Genomic DNA, 16,302 nt, shown 5'->3' on the forward strand with positions numbered 1-16,302 from the left:
CCTATGAAACCCGCCGTTCGGATCTTGATTGCGACTCTGGCCGCTGCAGCATGCAGCAGCGCTAACGCCGGCGACAAAGCGTTCATGACAATCAATGGAACGCCCATATCGCAAACCACCGCGTCTATGTACGCCGATCATCTGCGCGCAAATGGAATGAGTGATCCCACGATGCTGCAGAGTCAGGTACGGGACGAAATTACCCGTCGAGAACTGTTGCTGGAGGCTGCCCACCAATCCGGCATCGACAGGAAACCCGATGTCGTCGCCGAAGCCGATACAGCCTATCGGAAGGCTCTCGCGGAAGCCGAGGCGACGAGACAAACCATCATCATCCGTCGTTATGTCGAGGACTTCCTGGCCACCCATCCTGCCGACGACGCACAACTTCGCGCAACCTACAACCGCATGCGCGCCGCCGGCACCGGACAGGAATACAAGGTTCAGGAAGTTGTGGTGAAGAACGAAGCCGATGCAAACGCCATTGTGCGCAAGCTGAAGAATGGCGCCAGATTTCAGGACGCTCTCAAGGACGCGGGCATATCGCAACCGGGCTTTAATAACGTCGATAGTGGCTGGACAACACCCGGCCGCTTCATCAAACCGGTAGCGAATGCGATGCAAAACCTGAAGAACGGCGGAGTGACCGACCCCGCAGTCAATGCTGACGATGGCTACCACGTCTTGCAGGTCGAGGCGACTCGTCCTCTTAAAGTGCCTGCCTTCGAAGAAATGAAACCTATGCTTGTCAGGCAGACACAGCAGGAACAAATTACGAAGATCATCGACGACTTGCGGAAATCTGCTGTCATTCGATAGTAGAAGTCGAGTGTGGGAAAAGGCAGCCCTCCCGCGACGTCCCCTTGAGGCAGGCTATCTTGACGAATGAAGCGACGAACCTTTTCTCAATTCCCGACAGTCAAAATCTGACCAACTCCGCGCGCCTGGATAGCAAACGCCCATGCAAAACTGGTTACCCGATCTCGCCGAACGCCGTGGCAGTATCCATAACACACTGGTGGAATCCGTCAAATCTGCAATCAGATGCGGAGTACTTCCCGTCGGCGCGACGCTGCCGACACAGCGCCTGATCGCCGATCTGCTGATGATTCATGTCAATACCGTCAATAGGGCAATCGCTGAAGTATCACGACAAGGACTCGTTAAAGGAAGTACTCGCCGTGGCACCGTCGTACTATCTAAAGACGAAAAGTTGACGAAGTCTGAGAAGGATTTCGCAATATCGCTTCAGTCCATAGAGAGCTAACAAAGATATCTTTCACTCAGTTCCTTTGTTCAATCCTCAAAACTTCTCATTCCGCAATGACCTCGAAAAACGCAGCCTCAGGTACCGGAACGATGACGACAATCCGATAACCAACCAGGGCTTGCCCGAAGACGCTGCGTCACGCAACCTCGGGATAAATGACGCAACGTATTGAAAAGCGTCGTTATTCCAATCTTGATATCTTCCATTCGATTACACAAAGTCGGCGTGAAATGGTTCATGGCGACGATAAGACGGAGACAAGATGAGACAAGACAGGCTCGCGTGGCTGGTAGCCGCGACCTTCGCAGCTGCATTGTCTGGCTGCGGCGGAAATGACACTCCTGCCAGTACAGCCGCGCCAACAGACCCTGCAGCCGCAGCGGAAGCAGCATCCGACGCCGCAGCCACGGCACGGGCGTCTGCCCTGCTCGCACAGATGACTCAGGCAGAAAAGATTCAAATGGTGCACGGCACCGGCGAGGGTGTCGGCCCCGTCGGCGGCGCCGGCTACATTCCCGGAATTTCGCGACTCGGCATTCCCGACTATACGATTGCCGACTCGGCCACTGGTGTCTACCAGACGAGGCTCGTCGGAAGCTCTATCACTTCTGTCACGACAGGTGCGACGTCGCTACCTTCTCCCGTAGCTCTGGCCGCGAGTTGGGACGTTGATCTGGCGAAAACTTACGGTACGCTGATCGCAACCGAATTGCGCGTCCGCGGCTTCGACGTCGGTCTCGGCGGCGGTGTCGACCTGGCGCGGGAGCCCCGCAACGGTCGCACATTCGAGTACATGGGCGAGGACCCGATCCTTGCCGGCAACATGATCGTGGCACGTACGCAAGGCACGCAATCGCAGAATGTCGTTGCCACGATCAAGCATTTCGCGGCGAACGATCAGGAAACCAACCGCATGTCGTCCAATTCGGTGATCGACGAGCGGACGCTGCGTGAACTGAGTTTGTTGCCGTTCGAGATCGGTGTCCGCGAGGGTAAGCCGGGCAATGTGATGTGTGCATACAACCTCGTCAACGGGTTGAAGTCTTGCCAGAACAAGACTCTGCTAACCGATATTCTCAAGACCGAGTGGGGCTTCAAAGGCACTGTCCAGTCGGACTGGTTCGTCGCCATCAACGACACCGCGCTGGCGGCCAATGCGGGCGTCGACGAGGAGGAAGCTGGCTCCACCGACGACAGCGTCGGGTTCCTGGGCGTGAAGACATTTTTCAACCAGAAACTCGCCGCCGCGATTCAGGCCGGTACGGTTCCGCAGTCGCGCCTCGACGACATGGTTCAGCGCAAGCTTCACACGATGGCATACGTCGGCCTGCTTGATGCCCCTCCCTCCAGCACTAGCGGAACGATCGACCAGGCTGCTGGCGATGCCGTGGCTCGCACGGTTGCGCAGCAATCCATGGTCTTGCTGCGCAACAACGTGGCTCGCGGTGACACGGCACACGTTCTTCCTCTCGCCGCGTCATCCGTCAAGAGCATCCTGGTCGTGGGCGGCCACGCCGATTTCGGTGTGCTCTCGGGCGGTGGCTCAGCACTCGTGCCGTCGCGCGATGCCAATGCAGTGCCCTGTCTGAAGCCGACTGCGACGGTGGGCGGCGTCACTGCCTGCGCGACTTACTATGATTCGTCGCCATTGGCAGCCATCCAGGCAGCGGCTCCGGGCGCAACGGTGACCTATCTCGACGGCACCAACGCAACGGCCGCCGCGGCGGCAGCTGCCACGGCCGACGTCACCATCGTCTTCGGCACTCAATGGGAAACCGAGGGCTCCGATCTGACGAACCTTAGCTTGCCAAACGCCACGACAGACGCGGCTAATCAGGCATACGACCAGGATGCGTTGATCACGGCCGTTGCCGAGAGCGCGAAGCGCACGGTCGTGGTGCTCGAGACCGGTACTGCCGTGACGATGCCCTGGCTTGGCAATGTCGACGCCGTGCTGGAAGCCTGGTATCCCGGGATGCAGGGAGGCCCGGCAATCGCCGACGTGCTGTTTGGTGCAGTCAACCCGTCGGGCAAACTGCCGCTGAGCTTTCCGTTGACCGAGACTGATTTGCCACAGCAGGCGATCTCGGCAACAAACAAGCAGGTCGTCTATGCGGAAGGTTTGAACATGGGCTACCGCTGGTATGACTCGCAGTCCATCGATCCATTGTTCCCTTTTGGTTTCGGCCTTTCATACACCTCGTTCAGCTACTCGAACGCGACCAGTTCGATCGATTCCAGCGGTAACCTGACGGTCAACTTCACGCTAACCAATACTGGCTCGGTCGCCGGCACCGAAGTCGCGGAGGTCTATGCGGAGCTTCCTGCCGTCGCCAACGAACCGCCGCAACGCCTTATCGGTTTCAAGAAAGTGACATTGGCTCCGGGCGCAAAGAGTTCGGTCAGCGTCACCGTCGGTGCGGGACGACTTGCGATCTGGGACGTGGCCGCTCATAGCTGGCGATTGCCCGATGGAGGCTATGTTATTAAGGTGGGGGGCTCGTCGCGGGACTTGAATGCGGTTACCACAACGCAGACAATTACCGGGCGCCTGCTGGCCTCGTATGACTGAGGTACGACTTCGCGTCAGAAGTTGACGCGAATGGATGGGCGCGGCGCAAACCGCGCCCATCTTTTATATCTCAGGCTTCGGCAATGACTTTCACAGAAAAAACGGCATCGTCGGCTGTCGTTCAGCTCGCCATGGCCGCAGCGCTACGCGAAGGCATTGGACCCGAGGAATACCGGCTATTGACTGGCATCAGCGAGTCGGACGTACGACCGGACGCACGCATCTCGTCCGTCAAGTTTGCAGCACTCCTCGATCTTGCCCGGCGTCGAGTCAATGCGCGCGATCTCGTGGAAGAAGCGATGGGTGTCCCGGCAATACCGCCATTCGGAACGGTCATTGCTCTCGCCACAAATGCGCCCACGTTGCATGAGGCGTTCCTTCACTTTCTGCACTATCGCGTCCTGATTGGTAACGCAGACGACGTGTCGCTGAGCCGATCCGGCGACAAATACCGATTCGACTATCTGCTCAACGGGAGCGCGACGGACGCCTTCGGCGCGTTCGCAACCTTGGCCATGGTAGTCAGATTGCTGCGCCAATACACGGGCAAAGTTGCAGCCAGTACCGTGCTGGAACTCACTGGCAGCGCGTTCGCACCGCTCGCCCGCGTTCACGCGCTGGCAGGTTGCTCCGTGCGCTTCGAACAGGCCAGAAACCAGCTTTGTCTCGTCGCGCCCCTGGCGGACTCGCCTTATGAACGTTTCAACGAGACTAGCTACACGATGCTTCGACGCCAGGCCGACTTCGAACGCATCCAGTTGCTACAACGAAATTCCTTTGCCACCCGAGTTGAGCGGCATTTGACAGAAATACTGCAGAACGCAGATCTCGCAGAGGCTCGAGCGGACCCGCTCATGCATATGTGCGATCAGTTGCAGATCTCCCGCTCGGCGCTATATCGCCGTTTGCAAAAAGAAGGCACCAACTTTCAGACCGTTCTGGCGAAGGCACGTTTGGCCGAAGCGGAACGGCTGCTACTGGATCGAAACGTGTCGATCGCGGATATCAGCGACATTCTGGGATTTTCATCATCTGCCGCGTTCTCGAGATTTTTTTCCGACCGCAACGGGGCCGCACCGTCGCGGTATCAGATGAACCGCCAGGATATCTGACCTGGGTCGAAATGGGCCTGCCTTGATCGAATGACCAGTGTCGGCAACGCGGATTTCAACTGCCGCACGTTGTCCCACGGACTTCCGTGGTTCCGTCAACCGCGATCGGAGTTTGCACACGTGATGCAGATCTCCCGGAAGCAAACACGCAGAACAACCCGAGAATGGCGAGCGCGCCAACATAGACGCCGATCAGGTAAATGCCACTGCTCGATGCGGCGAGCAGCGTAGCGATCAACGGTACCGTTCCGCCAACGACGGTGGTAGGAATGGCCTGCGCGAGAGCCACACCCGTGTACCGTTGCTCGACCGGAAACCACGATGAAAACAGGCTGGCCTGCGGCGCCTGTAAAGAGGCATGGGCGAGCGAAAGCGCACCGCACATCGAAAGAAACACGATAACAATGGAGCCGCTACCGAGAGCCTTAAAATAAAAAAACGCGAATAGGATTGTCATCACGCAGCCAAATCCAATAATGCTGCGTTGTCCAATACGATCTGCAAGCCAGCAAAAAAATGGAATAGCAAACAGATAGACGACAGACGCCAGCATGAGCGCGTACAGCACCTGCGCACGAGGCATCCCCAGATTAGACGTCGTATAGCTAAGGGTGTAGGTGCTAACCAGGAAAAATACTGCATTGCCAGGGCTGGCCAGACCAAACGCAACGCCCAGGTCTCTCAGACGATCACGCAACACGCCCACCATGGGCGCGCGAGGAAGGGCCTTCTGCCGCTCGTGCATCGCCAGAAATTCTGGCGTCTCGGCCACACCGCTTCTGATCCAGAAAGCAACGCCCAGCAACACGGCACTGAACAGAAACGGAATGCGCCAGCCCCACTCCAGAAAATGTTCGCCAGCGAAAACGCTGCTCAACGCGGTCACGCCCGTGGCGAGCAACAGTCCCGCCGGCGCCCCCATCTGCACTACGCTGCCCATCAGCGATTTACGGCCCGGAGCTGCGCTCTCGACCAGCAAAAGCGCTGCTCCGCCCCACTCGCCGCCGAGCGCGAGACCCTGTACAAGCCGTATGACGACCAGAGATACCGGCGCGGCTATCCCTACTGACTGATAGCCCGGTAACAAACCGATTGCCACCGTTGAACCGCCCATCATGCCGAGCGACACGACCAACGTACCTCTACGTCCAAACCGGTCACCCAGATAGCCGAACAGTACGCTGCCAAGCGGCCGCGCTACAAAGCCAACTGTAAAAGTGGCGAATGACGCCAGGGTCCCGGCAAATGTGCTGTAGCCAGGGAAAAACAGTTGCTTGAACACCAGCGCGGCCATCGTTCCGTATATGAAAAAATCATAAAACTCGAGCGTTGTGCCGACAAAACTGGCCAATGTGACGCGCAGTGAGGAACTCGCGCGCCGCATAGTGATCTGTTCATTCGCCATCGTTGATGTCTCTATCAATTTCTCACTGCATCACAGTCGCGCAAACAAAACATGGCGCCTCGCTTTTTTCCTGCGAAGCGCCATCCGAGCCAATGTGTTGATGCAAATAACTCACGAGCGCCGAGCCCATCTCGCTGGACTTAGTACTTCCCTACTGACGGCGGGTATACACGCTTCACGGCCGCTTGCACATCAGGACGGTCTACCGTATCTCCAGTCACGAGAACTTCGGTAAATGAGAGCACCTGGGTGGTCGGCTTGTGATTGAGCGCGTTGAATACCTGAGTCGTTGCATCAATGCCCTGGCCCATTGCACCCTGCACGAATACGCCCTGAATCACGCCATCGCGCACCAGCTTGATCGTCGACGGACTTCCGTCTGCGGCCACTACGCCGACCTTTCCAACCAGACCGCGCGTCTGAAGCGCTTTTGCAGCGCCGATACCCGCGTTGTCGAACATCGCGTATATCGCTTTGACATCAGGATTCGCTGTCAGGATGTCGTTCGCCTCAGTCACCGCTTCATTGACGCTTAGATCATGCGCTTCGAGAATCTGGACCAGATCGCAGCCATCTTTCTTGAAAGCTTCGTTCGCACCCTTCAGATACTTCTGTGCATTCTCACGATCTTGCGGAAGCGAGAGCATGGCAACCTTATTACCACCACGATCCTTTGCAAGCTTGCAAACATAGCTGGCTTCGAGCTTTCCGGTGTCGTAATTATTCGCGGTTACCGCCGACGTATAGTCGGTCTCTCCCGTTTGCGGACCGATCCCAGTGAACGCCACAGGAATAGATTTGGACTTCAGAAGCCTTAGTACCGGCGGCGTGCTGCTCGAACTGACGGGTCCCATGACAATCGCAGTGGCGCCTCTAGTCAGAGCAGTGTGAATATTGTCCATCTGCTTGGCCGGCGAATTATCGGAACTCAATTCGACATAATTCATGCCGAGCTCCGCAGCTCGCTGCTTCACGCCGTAGGCGACCCACTGCCAGTACGGATAGTCGATCGCCGGTGCAATATAGGCAACCGTCGGCTTGTCTGCGGCGATAGCGGCGTGCGTGTACAGGGTCGACACGACCACTACGGCGCCAAATCCGGCTCCCGCTCTCGCGGCTTTGCAGAGCAATTTTCCTGCGGATTGCAACATATGCTTTGCCATTTCCTGTCTCCTGATTTCGCTCGCGTTAACGTCTTTAACGGCGGGCTTTCGTGACACGGTCCAGCAGGACCGCAATTAGAATGACTACACCGGTAACAGTGCCTTGCCAGAAACTGTTCACACCAATCAAATTTGCGCCGTTCTGAATAATGGTGATCATCAACGCGCCAAGCAGTGCGCCGACTGCCGAGCCCGTGCCACCAAAGAGACTGGCTCCTCCAATCACCACCGCAGCGATCGCCTGCAACATCAGACTCGATCCCGCTGTGGCTTCGGCATTGCTGATATAGGAAACGCTCACGATGCTGGCGAACGACGCGAACAATCCGGACAGAACATAAGCACCGAACCGTACCCGATGCGCTGGAATGCCAATCACACGTGCCGAAGAACTGCTGCTGCCAATTGCGTATAACCAGCGGCCGGCGACAACCTTACGCAGGCAATACTCAATGCCGACAAGCATCAACCCGCACCACAAAACATAATTTGGAATACCGGGAATCAGCATCCCGGCGTTCAGCATCCAATAGTTAGGATCATTGATGGTGAGCGAGTGTCCATCGCTTACGATGAAAGCGAGGCTTCCAGCTATTGCGTAGGTACTTAAAGTTGTGACGAAAGGTGCGAGTCCCACTACCGTGACGAGAGCGCCGTTTATCCCTCCGAACACGAGACCTACCAGCAGTCCGGCGACACTACTCGTGACAGCGCCGTACCCGTGTGTCATAGCCACACCAGTGATCATTCCGCTGAGCGAGAACACCGAACCAACAGACAGGTCGATGCCGCCCGTGATAATGACCAGCAAAACGCCGAAAGCCATGATGACCAGGGGCGCCGAAGCCTGTGCCACGTTGGAAAGATTGCCTTGAGACAACGCTGCGGGAACGAACAGGCCGACCGCGAGTTCAATGACAACGATGGCGATCGCTATGGCGATTTCCGTCCGGTACGTCGATACCAAACGTCGCCATGCATCACGAGATGGACCCTGTGCGTCGACAACCGGTTGGATAGTAGATTTCATGACTGTCTCCAGATAGGGTCGTTAATGTGTATGTTCAGACTCGGTCACGCGACCATACCTGTCGCATCGGCCAACTGCGTTTCATTGACGTCCGCGTGTTGCAGTACTCGGGTAGGCTTTCCGTCGAGCTCGAATGCAAGTACGGTGTCGCACAGTTCCACCAGTTCGATGAACTCGGTGGACCACCAGACAATCGCGGTTCCCTGCGCGGCCATTTCCCGGATTAGCGCGTAGATTTCCCGTTTGGTTCGTATATCGACGCCACGGGTTGGTTCTTCCAGCACCAGGAGCCTGGGCTTCATCAACAGCCAACGAGCGATCAAAAGTTTCTGCTGCGTGCCGCCGCTCAACGTGGCGGGCAAGTCCCAGATAGAACCCACACGCATTCTCAAAGCGTCGAGCAGTTTGATGCTTTGGGCGACTTCCGCACGGCCAACCGTTTTCCGTTTGCCAATGACTCTGGAACTTGCGACCAGGTTGTCTTTAATCGACAGCGTGGCAAGGATGCCCTTGCTCGACCTGTCTCCTGAAACAAAACCCACGCCGTCGCGCGCTCCGGCTGCTGGATGTCTGTAATTCACAGGGATCCCACCTCGCGTAATCGACCATGCTGCGTCGGGCGCGATTCCCGTCAATGCGTTGATGAGTGCTGACGGGCCGACCGGTGCACCGGCAAGTCCAATAATGGAGCCAGGAGTAATGTCGACGACGATAGCGTCGCGCTGGATGCGGACCGCCTCTGAAGTTCCGCGCGCCGCACTGTCAATTGCGGTTTTGCGCGATACACGTGTCGAATCGGGCGATTCGGCGTTGTCAGCCGCGCCGGCAGCCGACTCATGCACCGCATTCTGTCCCATGTACTCGACAATCTCGGCATCGGTGATCGCGCCTAGCGCGACACGGTTCACAGCTGTCCTGCCGTCGCGAATGATCGTGCATACGTCGGCGATCTGGCGGATCTCCTTCATGCGGTGAGACACGAACAGAACTGAGAGCGCAGAGTCCGCGACCAAACGACGGATTACCGCGAACAGTCGCGCGGTTTCCTTTGCAGTCAAGTTCGCGGTCGGCTCGTCGAGCAGCAATAATTTGGCGCCTAAACCGAGCGCACGGGCAATCTCGACCAACTGGCGCTCGTGCAACGTCAGGTCACCGACCAGCCGTGAAACCGAACGCCTCGCAAAATCCGCGTCGATGAGCGACAAGGCGTCGATCGCCAATTTCTCCGCCGAGCGCCAGTTATATGTCGACGTGCCATTGCGCAAACGCGGCATCGCAATATTTTCCGCGACCGAAAGATGCGGTAGCAGTGCAAGCTCCTGATTGACCACGCCGATCTGACCCGTGATCACATGCGCGCGCATCGAATCACCAACGGACGCGCCGTCAAATTGGAGCGTTCCGCCGTCTCGCTCTATCTGGCCGGAAATAATCTTGATGAATGTCGACTTGCCCGCTCCGTTGCCGCCGAGAAACGCATGAACCTCCCCGCCGGCAATCGACAGGTCAAAGCCGTTCAGTACGCGTGTAGGACCAAAGCTTTTGGCGATAGACGCAGCCTTCAGGAGGTAACTGGCGTCGCCCTCCGGGGCAGGCACTGCGGCATCCGACTCGAATCCGTGAAGCTGCTCGTCAGAAGAACGCAGCCTTTCCCGAGACATCACAACTGGCGGTTGTTGCTGATCCGTTTCCGCGCGCTCGCACCCGGCCCCGGTAGTGACTGAATCCATGGCTGCTCCTCAACGGTAGGCTCAGGCTACTCGTAGTAACCTTCGGTTGACTTCCGCAAAGTCGCGAACTGGGCGGGGTCGTGCCCGAACCAGACATGGCCCTTTGTTCGGGTTGCCAGATTGCGGATTCGCTCGACGATCCGAACCGTACCGGCCGGGTCATAAACGACGCCTGGCAAGATAGTCGGAGGACCGAAGTTGGCTTCCTGGTAGATCGAATCCGAAGCGAGAATGACTGTGCCCAACTCTTTGGTCTGAACTTTCAGGCCGAGCATTCCCGCGGAATGTCCGGACCCGAGGTTCAAGATGTCGACACCTTCTACGAGTGGAATTTCCGCCTCTTCCGAGTCGAGCAGATGCCAGTCGAGATCCGTCTTCGTCCAGGCTTCGACATCTTTTAGAACGTAGGGCGTTTTGTCGTCGCGCAATCCGAATGTGCGCAGAGTCAGTTCGAATTCGCGCCGGTGAACAATCAGCTTCGTTTTTTTGAAGTATTCGACGCAGCCGGCGTGATCGTTATGCAGGTGAGACAGCACCGCGTAGCGAATGTCGTTCGGACCCAACCCGATCTGTTCAAGCCGGTTCGGCAGGTCGCACTCCTCGCCCCCTTTGTGCGGGCACAGATCCTGTAAGAACTCGGACCAACGGCCTTCCGGACCCATGGCATTCGGATTGCACCCAAGGTCGAAGAGAACGTTGCCTTCCGCATGCTCAATACAGTAACCGGACACCGGAATGTCGATCAGTCGGTTAGGTGCGTCCGGATTCGATGCCGTGGCGATGCTCGATCCACTTACCATCAAATTCTGGTCTAAAGTTAGTTGCCCTAAATCCAGGACATGCAGTCTCATGGTTCACCTTCCTTCTGTCTCCATCATTTGTAGTGGCTGCATTGCGCGAAGCAATGCAGCATCCGGTGCTTCTCCCGACGATCAATCCTCGGCTGTGCCGAGGAATTCCTTGTCATCGAGTCCAAATACGAGCGCGGTCAGTGCCGCGATATAGCTGTACTGGCGCATGCCCATGCATACGCCGGTCGCCGTGTGTGTAAAGCTCGACTGGATACTGCCGCCGCCCAGACCGCGCGCCGCGCCCGCCGAAGCTGCAATGTTCGCGAAGTGCACTTCCAGAACCGGCCGGCCCGAATCTTCCAGCGCGTGGCGGATACCCTCGCCGATTGTCGTCGCGCCTGCCGGATTGATGATGTACCCGTCCACCCGCGAAGCCGATTCGTGAATAAACTCGAGAATGTCCCCAATATGATTAGACGAAAAGTTCTCGACTTCGACACCCAGTTGACGCCCGTAATCCGCGACATAAGCCTTCAGTTCGTCGAGCGAGCCGATCCGGCCGTAGACCTTCTTGCTGCGCGCGCCGAGATTGGACATGTTGGGACCGTCGATCACCGCGATACGGTGTTTCCGGTTACCTGTGCGCTGGATTTGCGCTGTGAACGCCGTGCTCATTAGCTGGTTTCCTGAAAATTGAAGTGAGTTGCCGAACTGCCCTTCACGTCCGAAAACGCAAAGGGCGTAACTGCCGCAGCGAATCAGTTGAAACGCAACCCGGCATCGACGTTCAAGGTTTGGCCCGTCATGTACTTGCTCGCATCCGAAGCGAGGAACATCGTCGCGCCAACCATGTCATTGACGTCACCCTTGCGCTTGAGCGCCTGCGCCGAAAGAATCGCGTCCCACTGTTCCGGCTTGATGGTGTCGCGCGGCACCTCGGTGACGATCCCATGCGGACTGATCGCGTTGACATTGATGGTGAATTCGCCGAGTTCCGTGGCGAGCGCGCGAGTCAAGGCGACCACTGCGCCTTTCGAAGCGACGTAGTGCGCGTAGTTGGCACGCCCGGTGACCACCACGCTCGACGAGATGTTGATGATCTTGCCGTAACGGGCTGCCTTCATCGTCGGTGCAACCGCCTGCGCGCAGAAGAACACGCCGCGCGCATTGACCGCCATGACGCGATCCCATTCGTCCCCGTCGATCTCGTCGAAGGGTTTCATCTTCAGCGTGGAGAAAATTGCCGCGTTATTGATCAGAACGTCGATGCGGCCAAACGCCTCGAGTGCCGCGGCCGCCATCTGCGTCGCGCTTTCCTTGTTCGACACGTCCACTTTCACCGCGAGCGCCCTGTGGCCGGCAGCCTTCACCTCGGCGGCGACCTTGTCGGCCTGCTCGATGTTCAGGTCCGCGATCACAACCGATGCGCCCGCCTTCGCGAATTCAAGTGCATAAGCGCGACCAATACCTTGACCCGCGCCCGTGATGATGACGACCTTTCCTGAGAATTCCATGATGTATTCCTTGAGTAACGACATGTCGATAGGGATGACGAGTCCTGTGCCTAGCGCGCGACGCGCAAAGGACCGAGGCCACCGTCGAGGTGAATGATGGTGCCGACCGTTGAACGCGCGGCCGGGCTGGCGAGGTAGGCGACGGCCTCCCCGATTTCCTGCGGCGCGATCATGCGACCGGTGGGCTGACGCGCTTCGAATTCGGCGCGCTTCGCCGCGGGATCCGGGGCACGCGCAGCGAGTTCCGCCATGAACGGGGTGTCGACGGTACCTGGCGCCACGCCGTTCACGCGAATGCCTTCCTTGACCAGGTCGGCTGCCATGGCGAGCGTCATCGAATGAACGGCGCCCTTGGTCGCTGAGTAGAGCGCACGCTGGGCAAAACCGTTGACGGCGGTACAGGACGACATGTTGACGATCGAAGCCGCGCCGGACTTGCGCAAAAACGGCAACGCCGCGCGCGTGGCGCGCATCATGCCCATCACGTTGATGTCATACAGGCGCCGCCACTCTTCTTCGCTGCCGTCCTCGATCGTGCCAACGAAGCTGACACCGGCATTGTTCACCAGAATATCGATCCGCTCGTGCTGGTTACCGAACTCACCGATCGCGCGGTCGAGGGCGTGCTGATCGCGCACGTCGGCGATCAACCCTATGGCGCCAGCCGGCACGCCATTCGTAGTCAGGTCGATAGAGGCCACCCGTGCGCCCTTCTCGACGAGCGCAGCCACGACGGCCTGGCCAATGCCGGCGGCACCACCTGTCACGACAGCTACGCAATCGCTCAACAGGCGAGGCGTAGCGTATGTTTTCTCTCCGGTCATGATCCTTTTCCAAAAAATAGTGTTGCCATCACAACTGGCGAACTGCGGAAAGCCAGTGTGTCTGCAAAGACGCTGCCACAGCCGGCGCATGCGTGAGCACCAGCATGTGCCCGGCGTCGTCGATTTCATCGAAGACAGGAGTGGGCTGTGCTCCGGCCGCGATGAGCGTATTGAAAATCGAGCGCATCGAAGATGGCGGCGTCGACAGATCTCTGACGCCGGCGATAAGCCTGGTGCGAGGCAGTTTTTGTCCGATCGGCTGATAGCCCTCGAAGTTCGCCAGCGCGCGCCATGCAGCAGCAAAACCAGTTGGGGCCATCTCGCTCAATGCGTCTTGCGCATAGGCGATTGCCCCGGCTTCGCTCTGCACTGGTTCGGCGCCGAACCAGCGTTCAAGCGTCGCCGGAATCGCCGTCTGCATACCCTCTTCGATCGCAACCTGTGCGCGCGCGTTGAACGCCGGGAAGCCAGCAGCCGGCGTCGCGATCAGCGCAAGCGATGCCACGCGCGGGCCGAGACGCGCGGCGCAGAGAGCGGCAACCGCGCCGCCCATCGAATGACCCACAAGATGAACCTGACGCGCGGTGCAGGAGTCGATCACCTGGCAGGCGTCGTCGACGAGTTCGTCGAGCGAGCGCGCAGCCGTGGCCGCAGCTTTGCCGTGGCCGCGCTGGTCGAATGAAACGATGTGCCAGTCGTCGGGCAAAGCGGCCCGGATGCCGTCGAACGCGCGGGCATCGAGCCCGAGCGAATGCAGCATGAGCACCGTTCCGGCGACGCCGGTGCCGCTTTGTCGCCACGCCGATTCCGGTGTGCCTGGCGACACTGTCGGGGTTGCGAGCGAGCTCATGGCGTCAGTGCGGCACGACTGAGAAGGACGCCCTTGTCCTGCAGATCGCCGATTTCGTCGGTCGGGCAAGCTAACCACTCGCCCAGCACGCTATGTGCGTCTGCGCCCAGCGCCGGCGGGTAGGTCGCGGGCGCTTCGACCGCACCCGAGAACTTGATCGGGTTGCCGACCACATCCGCACGGTTTCCCGTTTCATCCTCGACACTGATCACCATGCCACGGCCCGCCTCACGCGCGTCGGTCAGTGCTTCCGGCACGGTTTTGATCAGCGCGACGGGGACGCCGTTGGCCGTCAGCGGTTCGATCCATTCCGCCGCAGAGCGCGTGAGAAACGCGGCTTCGAGCAGAGGCCAAAGAGCGTCGCGACTGGCGAGGCGTTTGCTGCCGCTATCGAACCGCTGGTCGCCCGGCAGTTCGTCGAGGTCCAGTGCTGCGCACAGACCGCGCCACATGCGTTCCGTATTGGCTGTGACGACGAGTTCGCGGCCATCGCCTGCAGTGAAGGAGCGATAGGTCGGAATCGAGTCGTGCCGCGCGCCCTGAGGTTGCGGCGTGACGCCCGCAACGAGCGAATACGTGGACTGATACGACAGCATCGCGAGCTGGCAGTCCAGCATGGAGACGTCGATCGTGCGACCTGCTCCGTGACGTTCGCGATCCGCCAACGCCGCGTTGATGGCAATCGCGGCGTACATGCCCGCGACCATATCGCCCGCGGGAATGCCGAGCCGTACCGCCGGGCGTCCCGGCTCGCCCGTCAGGCTCATGACGCCGGACAGCGCCTGAACGATCATGTCGTAAGCGGGCTTGTCCCGCCACGGCCCGGTTTGTCCAAAGCCGCTGATCGATGCCCAGATCAACGACGGCTGCGCTTCGCGCAGCGCCTCGATGTGCAGGCCGATGCGCCCCGCCACTCCAGGCCGGAAGTTCTCCACGACCACGTCCGCTTCGCCGATCAGACGCTTGACGAGAGCCAGCCCTTCCGGGTGTTTCATATCGATGGCGAGGCTCTTCTTGTTACGGTTCGCACCCAGAAAATAGGCGCTATCGTCTCCGACGAAGTGCGGCGGAATGGCTCGGCTCGAGTCGCCTTCCGGGGCCTCGACCTTGACGACTTCGGCGCCGAGGTCTGCCAGGATCTGGGTGCAGAACGGGCCGGACAGAAAGGTCGTCAGGTCGAGAATCCGATAGCCGGCAAGCGGCAGACTGGCCTTCAGCGTGGCGTCCGTGTGTGGTGTTGCGATCATGTCAACGGTGCTCCAAGGTCGCGAGAAAGCGCTGCAGCGCGTGAGCGGATTTCAATGCCGATCGCGTGAATATCGCCATGCGGCATCCTGGCTTTCGGCGAAGTCAGGCAGATACAGCCGATCACCCCTTTCGGCCCGAACACCGGCGCGGCGATGCCGCGGGCATCCGGTAATTTTTCGCCGTCGCTAACCGCATAGCCGCGCTCACGAATCTGCGCCAGCTCGTGTTCGATCTCGGCGGCGGGCGGCAACATGGCCCCGGTCGCCGGCGACGGTCCTTCGAGACCGACGATGGTGCGAATCACGTCGGGGGCGAGAAACGCAAGAATGGCTTTCCCCGATGCGCCCCAAACCAGCGAAAGCGGCTGATTCATGGAGATTTCGTATTTCAGTTTCTGCTGGCCGTCGGCCCGCGCCGCGAAATGCAACGCGTGCTGGGCGGGTTGGTAAATGCCGAACAACACGGTCTCGCTGAACGCGTTCGCAATCGACTCGATCACTGGCTGCGCGATGTCGCGCGGCGAAACGGCGTTGACGACACGCGCGGCGACCCGATAGAACTGAGGTCCGATCACATATTGACGGCCCTCGGGAGTCGAATCGACGAAGCCGTCTTTTTTCAGCAGATTCAGCAGCCGATGCGCAGTAGAGGGAGCCAACGCCATCTGCTCGGCGATCTGCTTCACGCTTACGCTGCCACCCGCGTCCGCGATGAACGCCAGCAACTGCAAAGCGCGACTTACCGTACCGCTGCTGGCTTCCTGCGTCCGCGGGCCTGTCTCGATTTCGCTCAT

At 59.0% G+C, this 16,302-nt stretch carries 15 protein-coding genes; 4 read left to right on the top strand and 11 right to left on the bottom strand.

The window, feature by feature from the left end:
* The first annotated feature begins 3 nt into the window (after positions 1-3).
* The 4 genes from ABH945_RS28395 to ABH945_RS28410 all read left to right on the top strand — a co-directional run bounded on the left by ABH945_RS28395 (position 4) and on the right by ABH945_RS28410 (position 4,954).
* Positions 4-819: a peptidylprolyl isomerase gene (locus ABH945_RS28395; protein ID WP_429252785.1), complete on the top strand. Its 816-nt coding sequence runs from the start codon at positions 4-6 to the stop codon at positions 817-819.
* 142 nt (positions 820-961) lie between these two features.
* On the top strand, positions 962-1,267 hold the full coding sequence (locus ABH945_RS28400) for a GntR family transcriptional regulator (protein WP_429252786.1): 306 nt from the start codon (positions 962-964) through the stop codon (positions 1,265-1,267).
* Positions 1,268-1,532: 265 nt separating this feature from the next.
* Complete coding sequence (locus ABH945_RS28405) at positions 1,533-3,842, top strand: beta-glucosidase (RefSeq protein WP_429252787.1); 2,310 nt, start codon at positions 1,533-1,535, stop codon at positions 3,840-3,842.
* An 83-nt stretch (positions 3,843-3,925) separates the two neighbouring features.
* Positions 3,926-4,954, top strand: a complete 1,029-nt coding sequence (locus ABH945_RS28410; RefSeq protein ID WP_429252788.1) for an AraC family transcriptional regulator ligand-binding domain-containing protein — start codon at positions 3,926-3,928, stop codon at positions 4,952-4,954.
* Positions 4,955-5,009: 55 nt separating this feature from the next.
* On the opposite strand, the gene ABH945_RS28415 is transcribed toward ABH945_RS28410, so the two are convergent.
* From ABH945_RS28415 to ABH945_RS28465, 11 genes are all read right to left on the bottom strand, one after another.
* A complete protein-coding gene (locus tag ABH945_RS28415; RefSeq protein WP_429252789.1) occupies positions 5,010-6,377 on the bottom strand; it encodes an MFS transporter in 1,368 nt (455 codons plus the stop codon).
* A gap of 122 nt (positions 6,378-6,499) precedes the next feature.
* Positions 6,500-7,522 carry a substrate-binding domain-containing protein gene (locus ABH945_RS28420; RefSeq protein WP_429252790.1) on the bottom strand — a complete coding sequence of 341 codons (1,023 nt, stop codon included), beginning with the start codon at positions 7,520-7,522 and terminating at the stop codon, positions 6,500-6,502.
* A 34-nt stretch (positions 7,523-7,556) separates the two neighbouring features.
* The gene (locus ABH945_RS28425) at positions 7,557-8,552 is read right to left on the bottom strand and encodes an ABC transporter permease (protein WP_429252791.1); all 996 of its coding nucleotides are present in this window, start codon (positions 8,550-8,552) and stop codon (positions 7,557-7,559) included.
* A 44-nt stretch (positions 8,553-8,596) separates the two neighbouring features.
* The gene (locus ABH945_RS28430) at positions 8,597-10,282 is read right to left on the bottom strand and encodes an ATP-binding cassette domain-containing protein (RefSeq protein WP_429252792.1); all 1,686 of its coding nucleotides are present in this window, start codon (positions 10,280-10,282) and stop codon (positions 8,597-8,599) included.
* A 26-nt stretch (positions 10,283-10,308) separates the two neighbouring features.
* Entirely contained in the window at positions 10,309-11,133 is an 825-nt protein-coding gene (locus tag ABH945_RS28435; protein ID WP_429252793.1) for an N-acyl homoserine lactonase family protein, read from the bottom strand.
* A gap of 81 nt (positions 11,134-11,214) precedes the next feature.
* Positions 11,215-11,748, bottom strand: coding sequence for a type II 3-dehydroquinate dehydratase (locus ABH945_RS28440; protein WP_429252794.1), 534 nt, complete (start codon positions 11,746-11,748; stop codon positions 11,215-11,217).
* A gap of 83 nt (positions 11,749-11,831) precedes the next feature.
* Entirely contained in the window at positions 11,832-12,587 is a 756-nt protein-coding gene (locus ABH945_RS28445; RefSeq protein ID WP_429252795.1) for an SDR family NAD(P)-dependent oxidoreductase, read from the bottom strand.
* A gap of 50 nt (positions 12,588-12,637) precedes the next feature.
* Entirely contained in the window at positions 12,638-13,411 is a 774-nt protein-coding gene (locus ABH945_RS28450) for an SDR family NAD(P)-dependent oxidoreductase (RefSeq protein WP_429252985.1), read from the bottom strand.
* Positions 13,412-13,439: 28 nt separating this feature from the next.
* Positions 13,440-14,261 carry an alpha/beta fold hydrolase gene (locus ABH945_RS28455; protein WP_429252796.1) on the bottom strand — a complete coding sequence of 274 codons (822 nt, stop codon included), beginning with the start codon at positions 14,259-14,261 and terminating at the stop codon, positions 13,440-13,442.
* Positions 14,258-15,508 carry a CaiB/BaiF CoA transferase family protein gene (locus ABH945_RS28460; RefSeq protein ID WP_429252797.1) on the bottom strand — a complete coding sequence of 417 codons (1,251 nt, stop codon included), beginning with the start codon at positions 15,506-15,508 and terminating at the stop codon, positions 14,258-14,260. The genes ABH945_RS28455 and ABH945_RS28460 overlap by 4 nt, the downstream gene beginning before the upstream one ends.
* On the bottom strand, positions 15,505-16,302 hold the full coding sequence (locus ABH945_RS28465) for an IclR family transcriptional regulator (protein ID WP_429252798.1): 798 nt from the start codon (positions 16,300-16,302) through the stop codon (positions 15,505-15,507). Before ABH945_RS28465 ends, ABH945_RS28460 begins: the two co-directional genes overlap by 4 nt.

The sequence above is a fragment of the Paraburkholderia sp. GAS333 genome (assembly GCF_050435665.1).
Taxonomy (GTDB): domain Bacteria; phylum Pseudomonadota; class Gammaproteobacteria; order Burkholderiales; family Burkholderiaceae; genus Paraburkholderia; species Paraburkholderia fungorum_A.

Excerpts from the sequence above, each read along its gene's own strand:
- ABH945_RS28395 (WP_429252785.1), top strand. The coding sequence starts at position 4 with ATGAAACCCGCCGTTCGGATCTTGATTGCGACTCTGGCCGCTGCAGCA.
- ABH945_RS28400 (WP_429252786.1), top strand. The coding sequence starts at position 962 with ATGCAAAACTGGTTACCCGATCTCGCCGAACGCCGTGGCAGTATCCAT.
- ABH945_RS28405 (WP_429252787.1), top strand. The coding sequence starts at position 1,533 with ATGAGACAAGACAGGCTCGCGTGGCTGGTAGCCGCGACCTTCGCAGCT.
- ABH945_RS28410 (WP_429252788.1), top strand. The coding sequence starts at position 3,926 with ATGACTTTCACAGAAAAAACGGCATCGTCGGCTGTCGTTCAGCTCGCC.
- ABH945_RS28420 (WP_429252790.1), bottom strand. The coding sequence starts at position 7,522 with ATGGCAAAGCATATGTTGCAATCCGCAGGAAAATTGCTCTGCAAAGCC.
- ABH945_RS28425 (WP_429252791.1), bottom strand. The coding sequence starts at position 8,552 with ATGAAATCTACTATCCAACCGGTTGTCGACGCACAGGGTCCATCTCGT.
- ABH945_RS28430 (WP_429252792.1), bottom strand. The coding sequence starts at position 10,282 with ATGGATTCAGTCACTACCGGGGCCGGGTGCGAGCGCGCGGAAACGGAT.
- ABH945_RS28435 (WP_429252793.1), bottom strand. The coding sequence starts at position 11,133 with ATGAGACTGCATGTCCTGGATTTAGGGCAACTAACTTTAGACCAGAAT.
- ABH945_RS28440 (WP_429252794.1), bottom strand. The coding sequence starts at position 11,748 with ATGAGCACGGCGTTCACAGCGCAAATCCAGCGCACAGGTAACCGGAAA.
- ABH945_RS28445 (WP_429252795.1), bottom strand. The coding sequence starts at position 12,587 with ATGGAATTCTCAGGAAAGGTCGTCATCATCACGGGCGCGGGTCAAGGT.
- ABH945_RS28450 (WP_429252985.1), bottom strand. The coding sequence starts at position 13,411 with ATGACCGGAGAGAAAACATACGCTACGCCTCGCCTGTTGAGCGATTGC.
- ABH945_RS28455 (WP_429252796.1), bottom strand. The coding sequence starts at position 14,261 with ATGAGCTCGCTCGCAACCCCGACAGTGTCGCCAGGCACACCGGAATCG.
- ABH945_RS28460 (WP_429252797.1), bottom strand. The coding sequence starts at position 15,508 with ATGATCGCAACACCACACACGGACGCCACGCTGAAGGCCAGTCTGCCG.
- ABH945_RS28465 (WP_429252798.1), bottom strand. The coding sequence starts at position 16,302 with ATGAGCGAAATCGAGACAGGCCCGCGGACGCAGGAAGCCAGCAGCGGT.